The 15,552-nt window shown below is 69.1% G+C and carries 15 protein-coding genes; 7 read left to right on the top strand and 8 right to left on the bottom strand.

Going from position 1 to position 15,552, the window contains the following annotated elements; translation table 11 throughout:
* The first annotated feature begins 3 nt into the window (after positions 1-3).
* The gene (locus ABKA17_RS04225; RefSeq protein WP_353690441.1) at positions 4-198 is read left to right on the top strand and encodes a hypothetical protein; all 195 of its coding nucleotides are present in this window, start codon (positions 4-6) and stop codon (positions 196-198) included.
* Here the strand turns inward: ABKA17_RS04225 and ABKA17_RS04220 are convergent.
* Entirely contained in the window at positions 190-660 is a 471-nt protein-coding gene (locus ABKA17_RS04220; protein ID WP_353690440.1) for a PPOX class F420-dependent oxidoreductase, read from the bottom strand. The genes ABKA17_RS04225 and ABKA17_RS04220 overlap by 9 nt on opposite strands.
* 187 nt (positions 661-847) lie before the next feature.
* On the opposite strand from ABKA17_RS04220, the gene ABKA17_RS04215 reads away from it, so the two are divergent.
* Complete coding sequence (locus ABKA17_RS04215) at positions 848-1,561, top strand: XRE family transcriptional regulator (protein WP_353690439.1); 714 nt, start codon at positions 848-850, stop codon at positions 1,559-1,561.
* A 19-nt stretch (positions 1,562-1,580) separates the two neighbouring features.
* On the opposite strand, the gene ABKA17_RS04210 is transcribed toward ABKA17_RS04215, so the two are convergent.
* Positions 1,581-2,606 (bottom strand): ATP-dependent 6-phosphofructokinase, encoded by a 1,026-nt coding sequence (locus tag ABKA17_RS04210; protein WP_353690438.1) that lies wholly within the window; start codon positions 2,604-2,606, stop codon positions 1,581-1,583.
* Positions 2,607-2,901: 295 nt separating this feature from the next.
* Here ABKA17_RS04210 and pta point away from each other — a divergent pair, with 295 nt between their 5' ends.
* The 3 genes from pta to pyk all read left to right on the top strand — a co-directional run bounded on the left by pta (position 2,902) and on the right by pyk (position 7,722).
* On the top strand, positions 2,902-4,995 hold the full coding sequence (pta, locus tag ABKA17_RS04205) for a phosphate acetyltransferase (protein ID WP_353690437.1): 2,094 nt from the start codon (positions 2,902-2,904) through the stop codon (positions 4,993-4,995).
* Entirely contained in the window at positions 4,992-6,215 is a 1,224-nt protein-coding gene (locus ABKA17_RS04200) for an acetate kinase (RefSeq protein WP_353690436.1), read from the top strand. Before pta ends, ABKA17_RS04200 begins: the two co-directional genes overlap by 4 nt.
* Before the next feature lie 82 nt (positions 6,216-6,297).
* Entirely contained in the window at positions 6,298-7,722 is a 1,425-nt protein-coding gene (gene pyk, locus ABKA17_RS04195; protein WP_353690435.1) for a pyruvate kinase, read from the top strand.
* A 104-nt stretch (positions 7,723-7,826) separates the two neighbouring features.
* On the opposite strand, the gene ABKA17_RS04190 is transcribed toward pyk, so the two are convergent.
* The 4 genes from ABKA17_RS04190 to ABKA17_RS04175 all read right to left on the bottom strand — a co-directional run bounded on the left by ABKA17_RS04190 (position 7,827) and on the right by ABKA17_RS04175 (position 12,072).
* Positions 7,827-9,113 carry a hypothetical protein gene (locus ABKA17_RS04190; protein ID WP_353690434.1) on the bottom strand — a complete coding sequence of 429 codons (1,287 nt, stop codon included), beginning with the start codon at positions 9,111-9,113 and terminating at the stop codon, positions 7,827-7,829.
* Positions 9,103-9,672, bottom strand: a complete 570-nt coding sequence (locus tag ABKA17_RS04185) for a DUF6114 domain-containing protein (RefSeq protein WP_353690433.1) — start codon at positions 9,670-9,672, stop codon at positions 9,103-9,105. The genes ABKA17_RS04190 and ABKA17_RS04185 overlap by 11 nt, the downstream gene beginning before the upstream one ends.
* Before the next feature lie 118 nt (positions 9,673-9,790).
* Positions 9,791-10,426, bottom strand: coding sequence for a DUF6230 family protein (locus ABKA17_RS04180; protein WP_353690432.1), 636 nt, complete (start codon positions 10,424-10,426; stop codon positions 9,791-9,793).
* A gap of 665 nt (positions 10,427-11,091) precedes the next feature.
* Positions 11,092-12,072 carry a tetratricopeptide repeat protein gene (locus tag ABKA17_RS04175; protein WP_353690431.1) on the bottom strand — a complete coding sequence of 327 codons (981 nt, stop codon included), beginning with the start codon at positions 12,070-12,072 and terminating at the stop codon, positions 11,092-11,094.
* A gap of 193 nt (positions 12,073-12,265) precedes the next feature.
* On the opposite strand from ABKA17_RS04175, the gene ABKA17_RS04170 reads away from it, so the two are divergent.
* On the top strand, positions 12,266-12,904 hold the full coding sequence (locus ABKA17_RS04170) for a TetR/AcrR family transcriptional regulator (protein WP_353690430.1): 639 nt from the start codon (positions 12,266-12,268) through the stop codon (positions 12,902-12,904).
* On the opposite strand, the gene icmA is transcribed toward ABKA17_RS04170, so the two are convergent.
* On the bottom strand, positions 12,880-14,580 hold the full coding sequence (gene icmA, locus ABKA17_RS04165) for a coenzyme B12-dependent isobutyryl-CoA mutase large subunit (protein ID WP_353690429.1): 1,701 nt from the start codon (positions 14,578-14,580) through the stop codon (positions 12,880-12,882). The two genes, ABKA17_RS04170 and icmA, sit on opposite strands and share 25 nt — an antisense overlap.
* Positions 14,581-14,644: 64 nt before the next feature.
* On the opposite strand from icmA, the gene ABKA17_RS04160 reads away from it, so the two are divergent.
* Complete coding sequence (locus ABKA17_RS04160; protein ID WP_353690428.1) at positions 14,645-14,986, top strand: DUF3817 domain-containing protein; 342 nt, start codon at positions 14,645-14,647, stop codon at positions 14,984-14,986.
* Between the two features lie 42 nt (positions 14,987-15,028).
* On the opposite strand, the gene ABKA17_RS04155 is transcribed toward ABKA17_RS04160, so the two are convergent.
* On the bottom strand, positions 15,029-15,538 hold the full coding sequence (locus ABKA17_RS04155) for a MarR family winged helix-turn-helix transcriptional regulator (RefSeq protein WP_353690427.1): 510 nt from the start codon (positions 15,536-15,538) through the stop codon (positions 15,029-15,031).
* Positions 15,539-15,552: the final 14 nt, after the last annotated feature.

The following is a 15,552-nucleotide window of genomic DNA, read 5'->3' as shown; positions in this document are numbered from 1 at the left end:
CCCATGCCGGCCGACATCACCTGGGAAGAACCCTTCTGCGGCGAGGGCGCCAACTGCTTCCGCCTGGGCACCGACCCCCACGGCAACGCCTACATAGCCATCGCCGGCCGCGAGGACGAACCCCTCACCGACACCCGCGAAGCCCTCCGCACCCTCATCCAGGACATCAAGGCTGGCAAAGCCGACCACCTACTCTGACCCACCCCCTGCTCCCGCCTCCGGCAACACCCCAGCCCGAAACGGTTCCACCCCCACAACCCTCCGCACCCGCACCGGCTCGATCAACAACATCACCCGCCGCTCCCCCTCCAGCAACCACGGATACCGCTCCTCCCCGATGTACTTCCGGGTCAGCCGATCCATGGACCGCTCCGCCTCCTCCCCCTCCACGAACCGAACCACCCGCCCCCGGATCTCCACCCGGTCGTAAGGGTTCTCCGGGTCATGGTGGGACAGGGAAACGAACGGATTGCGCCGAAGATTCTCCTCCTTCACGCGCCCGATGGCCGTGTTGACCATGACGTACTCCCCTTCGAGATCCGCCCACATGGGCGAGACCTGCGGAGTCCCGTCCGCGCTCACCGTTGCGAGGTGCCAGAAGTTCGGCGCCAGCAGCCGCTCGCGAATATGCCCCTCTACCTTGCCATTCACCTCGTACACGAAGATCCACGCACCTTCCCGACCGCCCGGACAAGCCACTGCGCGCCATCCTCACCACCGCCCCCGCCCACCCGACAGACGATCTTCGGCCACCCCCACCCGGGGCCGAAACCGTACGTTCCTACAATCCGTGATCCTGGCCGAACAGACCGTAGTCACAGCACCCCAAGACCCCTACGTTGTGCCCGTGCGCCGACCCCCAGCCCTCCCGAACCAGCCAGGCCCTCCCTTCAACGCCCCCGCCGCCCGCCGGCTCCGTGCCGCCCTGAACATGGGGCCCGAGCACGTCGCCTACGGCCTGCGGGCCTCCTACGGGCTCCCCTACGCCACCCCGGACCTCGTCGTCGCCTGGGAACGGGGCGTCGCCAACCCCACCAGCCCCGAGCTCACCGCTCTCGCGGGCGTGCTGTGGTGTTCTCCGGGTGAGCTCATCGGCAAGCCGCGCACCCTGCGCGAGCACCGGATCAGCCGGAGCCTCGCCCCCGAGGACGTCGCCCACGCCCTCGGCCTGGAGCTTCTCGCGTATCTGCGGATGGAGGAGAACAACGACTGGCGTGGCAACGACCGCCAGTCCGCCGCCCTCGCCGAGGTGCTCGACCTGGCCCTGCCGGACTTCGTCACCGTCACCGGGCGGGAGGCGCGGCTCGCGGAATACCTGCGCAGCGCCGTCACCACCCGCTGGCAGGCCTACGTCCGTCCCGTGAGCAAGATCGTGCCCCTGGACCGGCGGCTCCTGGAGGACGCCCTCCAGGAACTGCACCAGGAGTACCAGGGGCAGATGGTCGCCACGCTGAGCTGGGGCGAAGGCAGCGCGGCAGGTGATTCGAGCCACTCCGGCCGAGACTTCCTCGACCGGATCGTCGATCACTTCTGGACGAACGTCCAGACAATCACGGGCTGAAAGCCCCGTGAGGCATGACCTAGAAGACCGACTCCGCCTCGTCCATCCGATCCTTCGGCACCGTCTTCAGCTCGGTCACCGCCTCCGCGAGCGGCACCATCACCACATCCGTCCCGCGCAGCGCCGTCATCCGCCCGAACTCACCCCGGTGCGCCGCCTCCACCGCGTGCCAGCCGAAGCGGGTGGCGAGGACCCGGTCGTACGCCGTCGGCACGCCGCCGCGCTGGACGTGGCCCAGGATGACCGGCTTGGACTCCTTGCCGAGGCGGCGCTCCAGCTCGTACGCCAACGCCGTACCGATGCCCTGGAAGCGCTCGTGGCCGAACTGGTCGATCTCGCCCTTGCCGTAGTCCATGGAGCCCTCGGCGGGGTGGGCGCCCTCAGCCACGCAGATCACCGCGAACTTCTTGCCCCGCGAGAAGCGCTCCTCGACCATCTTCACCAGGTCAGCGGGGTCGAACGGACGCTCCGGCAAGCAGATACCGTGTGCGCCCGCCGCCATGCCCGACTCCAGCGCGATCCAGCCCGCGTGGCGGCCCATGACCTCGACCACCATCACACGCTGATGGGACTCGGCGGTCGTCTTCAGGCGGTCCATCGCCTCCGTGGCGACGCCCACCGCCGTGTCGAAACCGAAAGTCCGGTCCGTCGACGAGATGTCGTTGTCGATCGTCTTCGGGACGCCGACGACCGGCAGGCCCGCGTCGGACAGCATCCGGGCCGCCGTCAGCGTGCCCTCGCCCCCGATCGGGATCAGCGCGTCGATGCCGAAGTCCGCGACCATGTCCTCGGCCCGTTCACAGGCCTCGCGCAGCCGGTCGCGCTCCAGGCGGGAGGAGCCGAGGATGGTGCCGCCGCGGGCCAGGATGCCGCTCACGCTGTCGAGGTCGAGGCCGCGGTAGCGGCCGTCCAGCAGGCCGGAGTAGCCGTCCTCGAAGCCGATGACCTCGTCGCCGTAGTTGTCGACCGCGCGGTGCACGACCGACCGGATCACTGCGTTCAGGCCGGGGCAGTCGCCGCCTGCGGTGAGAACTCCGATACGCATCGTGCTGTGTCTCCTGCTCGCTGTTGATACCGGTGAGCCAGCACGATTGTTTCACGATCCTCAGGTCGATGACGATTCCGTGCGGTCCGCCCCGGGTGCGCTCCCCGAGCCCTCCGGTCCCGCCCCCGAGGCCTCCGGTTCCGCCCCCGGGGCCCTCGGTCCTGACGGGCGCCCTGTCCAGCGGCGGGGGTACCGTCGAGTGGGTTCCGCTCCCCTCGGTGGGCGATTGTCGCGCCACCACATGTGTCACCCCTTTTGTCAGCCCATGTGACCCTCTTTCGAACGGAGAGCACGCGTGACCCGCAGTGTGTACGTGACCGGAATCGACCGCGGCGACGGCCGCCAGGTCGTCGAGCTGGGGGTCATGGAGCTCCTGACCCGGCAGGTCGACCGGGTGGGTGTCTTCCGGCCCCTCGTCCACCACAGTCCCGATCGTCTGTTCGAGCTGCTGCGGGCCCGCTATCGGCTGTCACAGGACCCCGCCACCGTCTACGGCATGGACTACCACGAGGCCTCCGCCCTCCAGGCCGAGCGGGGCACGGACGAGCTGGTCTCCACGCTCGTCGACCGCTTCCATCTCGTCGCGCGGGACTACGACGTCGTCCTGGTCCTGGGGACCGACTTCGCCGACACCCAGGTCCCGGACGAGCTCAACCTCAACGCCCGGCTCGCCAACGAGTTCGGCGCGTCCGTGATCCCCGTCGTGGGCGGGCGCAAGCAGACCGCCGAGTCCGTGCTCGCCGAGACCCGCAACGCCTACCGCGCCTACGACGGCCTGGGCTGCGACGTGCTGGCCATGGTCGCCAACCGGGTCGCCCGCGAGGACCGGGACCTCATCGCCGAGCGCCTCGACTCCTCCCGGCTGCCCGTCCCCTGCTACGTGCTGCCCGACGAGCCCGCCCTCTCCGCGCCGACCGTCTCCCAGATCGGCCAGGCCCTCGGCGCCAAGGTGCTGCTCGGCGACGACTCGGGGCTCGCCCGGGACGCGCTCGGGTTCGTCTTCGGCGGGGCGATGCTGCCGAAGCTCCTCGGCGCCCTGACCCCGGGGTGTCTCGTCGTGACCCCGGGCGACCGCGCCGACCTGGTCGTCGGCTCGCTCGCCGCGCACAGCGCCGGCACCCCGCCGATAGCCGGCGTACTGCTCACCCTCAACGAGGTGCCGAACGACGACGTCCTCACCCTCGCCGCCCGCCTCGCCCCGGGCACCCCGGTCCTCTCGGTCCCGGGCATGAGCTTCCCCACCGCCGAGCAACTCTTCGCCCTGGAAGGGAAGTTGAACGCGGCCACGCCCAGGAAGGCGGAGACCGCGCTCGGGCTCTTCGAGCGGTACGTCGAGACCGGCGACCTGCTCAAGCGGGTCTCCGCGCCGAGCAGCGACCGCGTCACGCCGATGATGTTCGAGCACAAGCTCCTGGAAACGGCCCGTTCCGACAAGCGCCGTGTCGTCCTGCCCGAGGGCACCGAGGCCCGGGTCCTGCACGCCGCCGAGGTGCTGCTGCGCCGCGGGGTCTGCGAGCTCACCCTGCTCGGCCCGGTCGACCAGGTCCGCAAGAAGGCCGCCGACCTCGGCATCGACCTCGGCCACGCCCAGCTGATCGACCCGGCCACCAGCGAGCTGCGCGACTCCTTCGCGGAGAAGTACGCGGCCCTGCGCGCCCACAAGGGCGTGACCGTGGAGCTGGCGTACGACGTCGTCTCCGACGTGAACTACTTCGGGACGCTGATGGTGCAGGAGGGGCTCGCGGACGGCATGGTCTCCGGGTCCGTGCACTCCACCGCCGCGACCATCCGGCCCGCCTTCGAGATCATCAAGACCAAGCCGGACGCCGACATCGTCTCCTCGGTCTTCTTCATGTGCCTCGCCGACAAGGTGCTGGTCTACGGCGACTGCGCCGTGAACCCCGACCCGAACGCCGAGCAGCTGGCCGACATCGCCATCCAGGCGGCCGCCACCGCCGAGCAGTTCGGCGTGGACCCGCGGATCGCGATGCTGTCGTACTCGACGGGTACGTCGGGTTCGGGCGCCGACGTCGACAAGGTGCGCGAGGCGACCGAGCTGGTCCGGCTGCGCCGGCCCGATCTGCGGATCGAGGGGCCGATCCAGTACGACGCCGCCGTCGAGCCGAGTGTCGCCGCGACCAAGCTGCCGGAATCCGAAGTGGCCGGACAGGCAACGGTTCTGATCTTCCCTGACCTCAATACAGGTAACAACACCTACAAGGCCGTGCAGCGTTCGGCCGGCGCGATCGCCGTCGGTCCGGTGCTCCAGGGTCTGCGCAAGCCCGTCAACGACCTGTCCCGGGGCGCGCTCGTCCAGGACATCGTCAACACCGTCGCCATCACGGCGATCCAGGCCCAGTCCCCGATCGAGAAGGCTTTCCAGCAGTGAGCTCGTCCCGCGCGACCCGCGTCCTCGTCCTCAACTCCGGCTCCTCGTCGGTGAAGTACCAGCTGCTCGACATGAGCGACAGCAGCCGGCTGGCCGTGGGGCTCGTCGAACGCATCGGTGAGGAGACCTCCCGGCTCAAGCACACCCATGTCGAAAGCGGCGCCACCAGGGAGTGGACCGGGCCGATCCCCGACCACGAGGCCGCCCTGAAGGCCGTGGCGGAGGAGCTGGCCAAGGACGGGCTCGGGCTCGACTCCCCCGAGCTGGCCGCCATCGGGCACCGGGTCGTGCACGGCGGGCAGACCTTCACCGCGCCGACCGTCGTCGACGACGCCGTGCTCGCCGAGATCGAACGGCTGATCCCGGTGGCCCCGCTGCACAACCCGGCGAACCTCACCGGCATCCGCACCGCCCAGGCGCTGCGCCCCGACCTGCCCCAGGTCGCCGTCTTCGACACCGCGTTCCACACGACGATGCCGGAGTCGGCCGCCCGCTACGCCATCGACGTGGCCACCGCCGACGCGCACCGCATCCGGCGCTACGGCTTCCACGGCACCTCGCACGCGTACGTCGCCCGGGCGACCGCGAAGCTGCTGGGCAGGACTCCGGAGGAGGTGAACGTCATCGTGCTGCACCTGGGCAACGGGGCGTCCGCGTCCGCCGTACGGGCCGGTGTGTGCGTGGACACCTCCATGGGGCTGACGCCTTTGGAGGGACTCGTGATGGGTACGCGATCGGGAGACGTGGATCCGGCCGTCATCTTCCATTTGATGCGTGTTGGCGGAATGTCCACGGACGAGATCGACACTCTTCTCAACAAGAAGAGCGGCTTGATCGGCTTGTGCGGTGACAACGACATGCGGGAGATCCGCCGCCGGGTGGACGAGGGTGACGAACAGGCGCAACTCGCCTTCGACATCTACATTCACCGTTTGAAGAAGTACATCGGCGCCTATTACGCGGTGCTCGGCCGGGTGGACGCGGTCGCCTTCACAGCGGGAGTCGGAGAAAACGCGAGCCCGGTGCGGGACGCTGCGATGGCGGGCCTGGAAGGGCTGGGCCTGTCGGTGGACGGCGAGCGCAACGCCGTACGGAGCGACGAGCCACGGCTGATCTCCCCGGAGTACTCCCGGGTCGCCGTCGCCGTGGTGCCGACCGACGAAGAACTGGAGATCGCCACACAGACCTACGCACTGGTCGGAAGTAATACACAGCAGTAACACGCCTGAGCGCAATGGCGCCCATTTGTATCTTCCACCAGACGGAATATTCCGTAGCGAAACAAACCGATAGGATCGCCCCATGCGCCGTTCGAAAATCGTCTGTACTCTCGGCCCCGCGGTCGACTCCCACGAAATGCTCGTGTCCCTGATCGAAGCCGGCATGAACGTGGCCCGCTTCAACTTCAGCCACGGCTCACACGCCGAACACCAGGGGCGGTACGACCGCGTCCGGGCCGCCGCCAAGGAGACCGGCCGGGCCATCGGAGTGCTCGCCGACCTCCAGGGTCCGAAGATCCGCCTGGAGACCTTCGCCGAGGGCCCGGTCGAGCTGGAGCGCGGTGACGAGTTCGTCATCACGACCGAGGACGTCCCGGGTGACAAGCAGATCTGCGGGACCACCTACAAGGGCCTGCCGGGCGATGTCTCGCGCGGCGACCAGATCCTCATCAACGACGGCAACGTCGAGCTGAAGGTCCTGGACGTCGAGGGCCCGCGGGTCAAGACGATCGTCATCGAGGGCGGTGTCGTCTCCGACCACAAGGGCATCAACCTGCCCGGCGCGGCCGTCAACGTGCCCGCGCTGTCCGAGAAGGACGTCGAGGACCTCCGTTTCGCGCTGCGCATGGGCTGCGACATGGTCGCGCTGTCCTTCGTCCGGGACGCCAAGGACGTGGCCGATGTCCACAAGGTGATGGACGAGGAGGGTCGTCGCGTCCCGGTCATCGCCAAGGTGGAGAAGCCGCAGGCGGTGGCCAACATGGAGGACGTCGTGATGGCGTTCGACGCCGTGATGGTCGCCCGTGGTGACCTCGCCGTCGAATACCCGCTCGAGAAGGTCCCGATGGTGCAGAAGCGCCTCATCGAGCTGTGCCGCCGCAACGCCAAGCCGGTGATCGTGGCGACCCAGATGATGGAGTCGATGATCACCAACTCCCGTCCGACCCGCGCCGAGGCCTCCGACGTGGCCAACGCGATCCTGGACGGCGCCGACGCGGTCATGCTGTCCGCCGAGTCGAGCGTGGGCGCGTACCCGATCGAGACCGTCAAGACGATGTCGAAGATCGTCACCGCGGCCGAGCAGGAGCTGCTCAGCAAGGGCCTGCAGCCGCTCGTGCCCGGCAAGAAGCCGCGCACGCAGGGTGGTTCGATCGCCCGCGCCGCGTGCGAGATCGCCGACTTCCTGGGCGGCCGGGGCCTGGTGGCCTTCACGCAGTCCGGTGACACGGCCCGCCGGCTCTCCCGCTACCGCGCGGCCCAGCCGATCATCGCCTTCACCACCGACGAGAACACCCGCAATCAGCTGGCCCTCAGCTGGGGCGTCGAGTCGCACGTCGTGCCGTTCGTGAACAGCACCGACGAGATGGTCGACCTGGTGGACCAGGAGATCATCAAGCTCAACCGCTTCAACCCGGGCGAGATCGTCATCATCACCGCCGGCTCGCCCCCCGGCGTCCCCGGCACCACCAACATGGTCCGCGTCCACCACCTGGGCGGCGAGAAGTAGCACCACGGGCCCGCCAGGGCCCCTGTACGGCGCTGAGGGCGCCCCCTGGATCAAGGGGGCGCCCTCAGGCGTGTTGCGGCTCCCGAACGGGCCTGTGGGGGCGCTCAGTCGGTGGTGTAGTTGTGCAGCCCGGGCACGTGCAGGGTGCCGCCGAACTGGCCGGCCTGCACGACCGTCACCTTGGTGAAGTAGATCAGCGGGATGTTCAGCGGCGGCGGGCTCTTCGGGCTGAACGTCACGGGTATCAGCCCCAGCAGATTGCCGGAGATGCTCTCCGTGTACATCACCGTGTCGCCGTCACGGATCGTGGAGGTCGAGCCCTTGGCCGCCTGCACGTGGTAGGTCTTGCCGGACTGCTCGTCCTTCACCGTCTGGTGCAGGTCGCCGATGTCGGTGCCGTCGGATATGACGTACTTCAGCACCTCCTTGACGGTGCCGTCGGCCGTGCGCACCTTGACGATGCCCTTGTAGTCGGCGCCCTTCAGCAGCAGCGAGCTGGCGTTCAGGTACCAGGGGTCGGCCGGCAGCGGCACGGCGTTGTCCACGCCGCCCTCCGCGTCGGTGGCGACCGGGCAGTCGTCGACGTCCGTGCTGGAACTCGGCGAGGGGCTGGCGGCGGCCGCCTCGGCCGCCTTCTCCACCGCCTTCGTGGTGTCCTCGGCAGCCTTGGACGCCTCGTCGGTCGTGTCCTTCACGGTGTCCTCGACCGTGTCGGCGACCTTGCCGGTGGTGTCCTTGACGGCGTCGGACGCGTCGTCGCCGGCGTCCTCCGACGCGGAGGCCGAGGCCGACGGCGTCGGACTGGCGCTCGCGGACGGGGCTTCGCTCTCGCCGCCGGTGAAGATGCCCTCGATGGCGTCGCCGATCTCCTCCAGCACGTTCCCGCCGCTCTCGGAGGCCGAGGGCGAGGGCGTGGCGGTGGCACCGGACTGGGCCTCGTTCGAGGAGCTTTCCGAAGCCGAGGGGGACGGCGTGGGCTCGGTCTCGTCGTCGGAACCTGAATCCGACGAGGAGTCGTCGCCCGAGTCGGAGCCCGAGGTCGCGGTCGGCGACGGGGTCGCCTCGGCCTCGTCGTCCTTGGAGTCGGAGTCACTGGCGCTCGCGGACGGCGAGGGCGACGCGGACGCGCCTTCCTCCAGGGCCGCGACGCAGTCCTTGTACTCGTCGGCCGTCAGGCTCTTGGAGGCGGGCTGGTCCTCGGCGTTGGCGAGCGTCGGCGTGAACCCCATTCCCATGAGGACCGCCGTCGGCATCGCGGCCAGGGCTATCGCCTTGCCGGCCGGCATGTGGAACCGGGTGAACAGCGGCTTCTTGGGCGCCGCGTGCCGCGGCCCGGTTCTCGCACGGGACTCCTCCACATCAGTCCCGTGGGTCACCTCGTCAGCCGGCACTGTGCCTCCCGTTCGCCCCGTTCGCCGGGCTCGTTCCTGACAGATCGTTCGGCTCGCCGACGTCGTACGCGTCCTTGGAGAGCGTGGGGACCGCACCCTCGGGCGCGTTGCCCTCGCCCGTGGTGTCCTCCTGGACCGGCTCCTGCACCGGCGGCTCGCCCGGTACCCAGGCCACGGCCATCGCGCCGCCGATGAGGGCGAGCAGGAAGCCGACGAGGAAACCGCCGAGGTTGGACACGGGGATGGAGACCAGGGCCAGCAGGATCGCGGCCACGCCCGCGAAGGTGCGGACGTGCTTCTGGAACCAGAGGCTGACGCCGAGGACGACCAGCAGCACACCGATGATCAGCGATCCGGCGCCGGCCGTGGTGGCCATCGCCAGTGTCAGGTGACCGATCTGGATGTGTGCATAGGGGAAGTACGCGATGGGGAGTCCGCCCAGGAGGACGAACAGGCCGGCCCAGAACGGCCGGTCGCCCCGCCAGACGCGGAACTTCCGCTTGGCGACCCGGAGGTAGTGCTCATCGTGGCCGGGTGCGGCAGGAGTCTCGGCGCTCATGGAAAACAGCTCCCTGGTGCGGCGTTGCTGTGGTGGTGAGTGGTACGGCATGTGAAGAACCGCGCTTCACAGTGGACGGGCGGGGGCGCCACCGGCTCCCCCGCCCGTCAGCGAGTGCTTAGTAGCACTCCTTGACACCTGACGACAGCGACATCTTCAGGCCGCTGAGCTTGAAGGTTCCGGCGGTGGTCGCCCACGCCGTCTGCTTCACGTCGGTCAGCGTGGCCTTGTCGGCCTGCTGGGCGAACCCGAAGGGGTTGGCCTGCTCGTTGCCGCCCTTCATGCCCGGACCCTTGCTGGCGTCCTTGGCGGCAACACCGATGTCGATGTTCTCGAAGGTCGCGTTCGCCTCGAGTTCCTCGACGTCGATGTACAGGTTCTCGGCCTGGACGGGAGTACCGCCGCCGCCCGCCTTCAGGATCAGGCTGACGGAACCGAGGATCGGGATGTTCGGCGTGACCACGGACTGGCACATGCCGGTGATCGAGGCCGACTTGAACGCCGAGACCGCGACGGGGTGAGCCGTCTTCTTGCCGTCGAGGGTGTACCCCGAGTCAAGGGCGCCGTACTGGGAGAAGCCCGTACCCACGAGCTTGTCCGCCGTCACCTTGAACGACTGGCCCGACACACTGAACGACGCGGCGAGAGCGCCCTGCGCGAGGGCGACACCTATCGCGGCCGTGGCGGCCACGCTGGGCACCATCACGACGGCGAACCGCTTCCATCTGGTCCCGCCACGCACCTGGGACTCCATATTTCCTCCTTCTCGGACGTACATCTCCTGACCCTGACTGCCCCTGTCGAACATGACGGCTCAGCCGGGCAGGGATGGGAGAAGTGCTACGTCCTCGGGAAGGGGAGCGCCCGCACTCGGAGGCGCGAACCGCGCACCGATCACCGGCGATCACCCCCGAGCGACAACCACTGGTCGCGCCTGACGCACATCACGCACAACCTTGCTGGACAGGCTTCGCCGGAAGGCGAAGACCCCCCTGTCCAAGAGCCGGCGCCACTGCCGCCGGCTCTGCTCGGTGGGGACCCAAGAGTTCCCGCGGGCCCGACCGGCTGTCGGGGTACGGGAATGGACCGAGCGTCGCCGATCGTGGTGCATTCTCGCCGCCCGCACAAGGGGCTTCGTTACTCGGTAGTAACGGCGGGATAACCGAACAACGACCCGCTGGTCTCGGCCGACGACTGAGGGTGGCCCGGAGGGGGGCGACAAAGTCGTTGATGATCGGACAGAACCCGACAGACCAACGCCCAAAACTTACTTGCAGTAACAGCGGCCGCGATTACCAAGATTTGGTAAAGCGCGGCCGCAGTGGCGTCTCAGCGCCAAATCTTTCACTCGGGCACCACATGCCCGGGTGTTTAGGGACTGGTCAGAACGGGGCTCCCGCCCCGCTCGCGACGCCCCCTCTAGAACAGTGCCCGCGCCAGCGCCCGGCGCGCCGTGACCACCCGCGGATCGTCGGACCCGACGACCTCGAAGAGCTCCAACAGCCGTACACGTACGGCATCCCGGTCGTCACCGAACGTGCGGCGCACGGTCTCGATGAGCCGCCCGAAGGCGTCCTCGACATGCCCGCCCACCAGATCCAGGTCGGCCGCGGCGACCTGCGCCGGTACGTCGGAGGGCTTCTCGGCGGCGTCCTGACGGACCCGCTGCGGGTCCAGGCCCTGCACCCGCTGGAGCAACTCGGCCTGGGCGAGGCCGAGTTTGGCCTCCGTGTTGCCCGGGTCGTCGCTCAGTACGTTCTTGTACGCCTGCACCGCGCCGCCGAAGTCCCCCGCGTCCAGGGCCTGTACGGCGGCCTCGAGAAGCGCGTCATGGGGCCCGGCCGGCATCGCCGGAGCGGCGGCCTGCGCGGCACCGGGCTCGGCGTCCGGGTCCACCACGATCCCGGTGAGCCCGAAGCGCTGCTCGGCGACCTGCACCAGCTGGTCCAGGGTCTGCTGGATCTGCTCCTTGCCGGCGGCGCCCTGGAAGAGCGGCAGCGCCTGTCCGGCGACGACCGCGAACACCGCCGGGATGCCCTGTACGCCGAACTGCTGCATCAGCATCTGGTTGGCGTCGACGTCGATCTTGGCGAGGAGAAGGCGTCCGTTGTACTCGACGACGAGCTGCTCGAGGATCGGGCTCAGCTGCTTGCAGGGCTCGCACCACTCGGCCCAGAAGTCGATGACGACGGGCACCTCGGTGGAGCGCTGCAGGACTTCCCGCTCGAACCCGGCCTCGTCGACGTCGATGACGAGATCGGCCGGGGAGACGGCTCCGGTGCCGCCGCCCTGCCGGGCGGCTTCGGCGCGCGCCTGCTCCGCCTTCGACTTGGCCTCCTGGGCCGCCTTCACCGCGGCGAGGTCGACGACTCCGCTCATGGACATGTTCCGTGGCTGCATGCGTCTATCCTCCCCCGTCCGCGCGTGTAGGTGAAAAGCGTTGTGAAAGCTGGTCAAGCTGTGCGTCGGGTCCCCACCCCACGCCAGTGGTTTCGCTACGAGTCGTAGCGTAATGGCACCGGGTGCCTCCGCGGTACCAGAACCCGGTGATCTCCCTCACGGCCGCACAGGAACCGCCGGTTATGGTCGTGGGATGCAGAGCCGCACTCCCGCCCCACGGGCCACCGGACGCCCCCGCAGCGCCGCCGCGGACGCCGCGATCCTCGGGGCGACGCGGGAGGCCCTGGTGGAGCTGGGCTGGTCCAGGCTCACGCTGGCGGACGTGGCGGTGCGGGCGGGGGTCGCGAAGACCACCATCTACCGTCGCTGGGCGGGCAAGAACGAACTGGTCGTCGACGCGGTGGCGGAGCTCTTCGACGAGCTCGAACTCCCCGACTGCGGCACCCTGGCCGCCGACATCGAGGGCGTGGTCCTTCAGTACGCCGCGATCCTGGCCCGCCCGGAGGCCAAGAGCGGCCTGATGTCGGTCGTGGCCGAGTCGATCCACGACGACGCCCTGCGCGAGCGCATCCGCTCCTCGATCGTCGAACGCCAGAAGCGGCTCGTCCTGGAGGGCCGCGCCCGCGCCGAGGCGCGCGGCGAACTCCCCCCGGAATCAGATCCGGGGGAAGCCGCCCGCACCGTCGACCTCATCTTCGACATGGTCGCCGGCACGGTGGTGCACCGCACCCTGGTCAGCGCGCAACCGGCGGACGAGGAGTGGGTGCGCGGCTTCGCCCGCGTCCTGCTCCTCGGACTCTCCGGCGGTCAGAACCCGGCGGGTTCCGTGTAGACGCCCCACTCGTCGCGCAGCACCCCGCAGATCTCGCCCAGCGTGGCCTCGGCGCGTACGGCGTCCAGCATCGGCTCGATCATGTTGCCGCCGTCGCGCGCGGCCGCGAGCATCGCGTCGAGCGCGGTGCGCACCGCACCCTCGTCCCGCGCGCCCTTCCTGGCCGCCAGCGCCCGTACCTGCTCGCGCTCCACCTCGTGGCTGACGCGCAGGATCTCCAGGTCGCCGGTGACGGAACCGTGGTGGACGTTGACGCCCACGACCCTCTTGTCGCCCTTCTCCAGGGCGCGTTGGTACTGGAACGCGGACTCGGCGATCTCGCCGGTGAACCAGCCGTCCTCGATCCCGCGCAGGATGCCGGAGGTGATGGGCCCGATGGGGTGCCGCCCATCGGGATGCGCCCGCAGCCCCCGCTCCCTGATCTGCTCGAAGATCTTCTCGGCGTCGGCCTCGATACGGTCGGTGAGCTGCTCGACGTACCACGAACCACCCAGCGGGTCGGCCACGTTGGCGACCCCGGTCTCCTCCATGAGCACCTGCTGGGTCCGCAGGGCGATCTCGGCGGCCTGCTCGCTCGGCAGCGCGAGGGTCTCGTCGAGGGCGTTGGTGTGCAGGGAGTTGGTGCCGCCGAGCACGGCGGCGAGTGCCTCGACGGCGGTGCGGACGACGTTGTTGTAGGGCTGCTGGGCGGTCAGCGAGACGCCGGCGGTCTGGGTGTGGAACCGCAGCCACTGCGCCTTCTCGCTCCGCGCCCCGTACACGTCCCGCATCCACCGCGCCCAGATCCTGCGCGCGGCACGGAACTTGGCGATCTCCTCGAAGAAATCGACGTGGGCGTCGAAGAAGAAGGAGAGCCCGGGGGCGAAGACATCCACGTCGAGCCCGCGGCTGAGCCCCAGCTCGACGTACCCGAACCCGTCGGCGAGCGTGTAGGCGAGCTCCTGGGCGGCCGTCGATCCCGCTTCCCGGATGTGGTACCCGGAGACGGAGAGCGGCTTGTACGCGGGAATACCGGCCGCGCAGTACTCCATGAGGTCGCCGATGAGCCGCAGATGGGGCTCGGGCTGGAAGAGCCACTCCTTCTGGGCGATGTACTCCTTGAAGATGTCGGTCTGGAGCGTGCCGTTGAGCACCCCCGGATCGACCCCCTGCCGCTCGGCGGCGACGAGATACATGCAGAAGACCGGAACGGCGGGCCCGCTGATGGTCATGGAGGTCGTGACGTCCCCGAGGGGAATGTCCTTGAACAGCACCTCCATGTCGGCGGCGGAGTCGATGGCGACCCCGCAGTGCCCGACCTCCCCGAGCGAGCGCGGATCGTCGGAGTCCCGCCCCATGAGCGTGGGCATGTCGAAGGCGACGGAGAGCCCACCGCCCCCGTTCCCGAGGATCATCTTGTAGCGCTCGTTGGTCTGCTCGGCGTTCCCGAACCCGGCGAACTGCCGAATGGTCCACGTACGCCCCCGGTACCCGGTCGCGTAGAGCCCGCGGGTGTACGGATACTCCCCCGGCCACCCGATCCGCTCGAACCCCTCGTACCGGTCCCCCTCCCGGGGCCCGTACACCGGCTCCACGGCGTCCCCGGAAAGCGTGCTGAAATCAGCCTCCCGCTTACGCGAGGCGTCGTACCGGGCCTGCCACCGTCGGCGGCCCTCTTCGATGGCGTCAGCGTCCATGCTTCAAATTTACTAGGACGTCCTAGTAAATGTCGACGGCACCCCACCCGTTACTCTCGACGGCATGAAGAAGAGCGTCCTGACCCGCTACCGGGTGATGGCCTACGTCACCGCCGTCCTGCTCATCCTGCTGACGATCGGCGTGATCGGGAAGCGGCTGCTGGACATGGACGGCTTCGACGGTTTCGTCTCCGTGATCGGCATCGCCCACGGCTGGCTGTACCTTCTCTACCTGATCTTCGCCTTCGACCTGGGCAGCAAGGCGAAGATGCCGCTCGGCCGCCTCGCCTGGGTACTCCTCGCCGGCACGGTCCCGACCGCCGCCTTCTTCGTCGAGCGCAAGGTCACCCGTGAGGTCACCCCTCTGGTGAGCGACGACCCCGCCCCCAAGACCGCGGCGGCCTGACCTGTCACTTCGTGGCGAAGTGACACTGCACGGCCCGCGGTCTCAGTCCTCGTCGAAGTCGTGGGCCGCCACCCGCAGGGGGCGCAGCATCGCGAAGAGTTCGGCGCATTCCTCCGCGTCGTAGACGCCGAGGCCGAAGTCCATGGCCATGAGGTCCCGGGTGGCGGATTCGACGACGTCACGGCCCTTGTCGGTGATGACGGCGAGCGTGCCGCGCCCGTCGTTGGGGTTGGGTTTCTTGTCGACGAGGCCGGACTTCACCAGACGGTCGACCGTGTTCGTGACCGACGTGGGATGGACCATCAGCCGTTCGCCGATCTTGGACATGGTCAGCTCACCGGCCTTGGAGAAGGTGAGCAGGACCAGGGCCTCGTAGCGCGCGAAGGTCAGTCCGTACGGCTTGACCACCGCGTCGACCTCGGCGAGGAGGATCTGGTGGGCGCGCATGATCGAGGTGATCGCGGCCATCGACGGGACGTTTCCCCAGCGCCGCTTCCAGAGTTCGTCGGCGCGGGCGATGGGATCGAAGGGAAGACTGAGGGGCTTCGGCACGGAACCAGACCTTA

Origin of the sequence: Streptomyces sp. RG80, from assembly GCF_040446465.1 — a bacterium.
GTDB lineage: Bacteria > Actinomycetota > Actinomycetes > Streptomycetales > Streptomycetaceae > Streptomyces.
This window is presented reverse-complemented; position numbering and strand designations above follow the sequence as displayed.